The 1,502-nt window shown below is 31.7% G+C and carries 2 protein-coding genes; one reads left to right on the top strand and one right to left on the bottom strand.

The features are described from left to right. The first annotated feature begins 393 nt into the window (after positions 1-393). Positions 394-657 carry a hypothetical protein gene (locus tag CN326_RS23875; RefSeq protein ID WP_255258207.1) on the top strand — a complete coding sequence of 88 codons (264 nt, stop codon included), beginning with the start codon at positions 394-396 and terminating at the stop codon, positions 655-657. 523 nt (positions 658-1,180) lie between these two features. Here CN326_RS23875 and CN326_RS23865 read toward each other — a convergent pair. Further along, positions 1,181-1,327: a BC1881 family protein gene (locus CN326_RS23865; RefSeq protein ID WP_098311390.1), complete on the bottom strand. Its 147-nt coding sequence runs from the start codon at positions 1,325-1,327 to the stop codon at positions 1,181-1,183. Positions 1,328-1,502: the final 175 nt, after the last annotated feature.

Raw genomic sequence — 1,502 nt, 5'->3', positions numbered from 1 at the left:
ATTTTTTGCACCAGAACCGACCACCTTGTTTTTGGGATGTTGAAGGAAGAGTTTAATAATGGTAAGAGAGATTCATCCTGTACAAAACAAAACCCTAGTTTCATATTATCAGTCGAACGCTCGTAACGCACGCACACAGTTATTAAACATTCAAGCAAAGGTGGAATTAAAGAATATGAAAAAACGGGGTACAGGCTTAACAGCTTGTGCCCTTTTTTATTTTTGTTGAAAATAACGAAGTAGTCAACTCAAGTGTTAATTTTAAATATTAAAAAAACTCTTCAGAAATACTATATAATATACTTATAACCATAATGAAGAGGTGGAATTTGGTTGTATTGAGCAAGAAAACTATTATTATGCAGAAATTCTTTAAACAGGGGGGTAAACAATATGGCAAGAAGTTTAACTATGGAAGAAGTGTTTTACATAGGTATAGTTAACCTTTTAGAAAATGAAGAATTACTGCGTCAGGCAAATAATGAACAGAATAAAGAATTATATAAAGGTGCTTCTATTGGTATAAGAATGTTTTTACGTAGTCTAGGTTATAATGGGCAGGACATTCAACGTGGAATAGAAGCGATTAAAAAAGGTGAAGTATCTTTAGACTTTATGAAAGAAGTCAAAAATGGAACTAAACAAAGTTTACACTAAGAAATGAAAGGCGGCTGGTTATTACAGTCGCTTTTTTATTTGCTATTTTACCCAATAGCTAGTCACTTCTTTAAATAGATTTAATAGCCTTTAATACACTTAAATTAACTGTCATTGCTGTATAAATAAAATGCGTACTGTGCTTGGTTCTGGTGCAAAAATGATTACGTGATAATCCAACATGAATGTTATATTTTTATGTGAATGAGTTGTTCGGGAATTAATATAAAAATTCGTATTTTTATACTTTGTACAGATTGAATGTTCGTAATTAATCTCATATTTTTGTGTATATTTTGACAGCATTCGAGGTTTGCGTCAGAGCCTGTTTTTTTATCAACTAATTTATATAACATAAAAAGAAATACTACCAATATTAAGCTTACCACCATGATAATCCCGACCCTCTCCTTTCTCTTAACCCCATCACATCAGATGAAATATTAGTATCAGCAGCAAACAAAAAGGATCCTCCCTTCTCTTAAAGGCTGATCCTTTTCTTTGTGCATTCAACTATTTTTAGCTATTCTTGATTAATTAGAATAACAGCTGGTCCATCTACACGAATTCCACCAACTTCAATTTTTTCATAAGGCTCAACTGTAATAGAAATAACCTCTTCCCGCTTCTTTAATTCATTACTTAGTTCTTTTGTTAACATTTTTTTCATGTGTGCACTCCTTCTTACTGCTTAAGTTACTATTGTTATGTAAATGAAATTTAAAATGGTTTCCTGGTCTGGAAACGATTTTTGCAGTTGACCATATGGTGTTACCAGTTCGTTTATCAATTTTACGTAAAGAAGATAAACAATTACTATTCACTGTCTCAGTAGATGTAAGAAA

Source organism: Bacillus sp. AFS018417, from assembly GCF_002560985.1.
Classification (GTDB): Bacteria; Bacillota; Bacilli; order Bacillales; family Bacillaceae_G; genus Bacillus_A; species Bacillus_A rhizoplanae.
The sequence above is the reverse complement of the archived record's forward strand: the minus strand, read 5'-3'. Positions and strand labels throughout refer to the sequence as shown.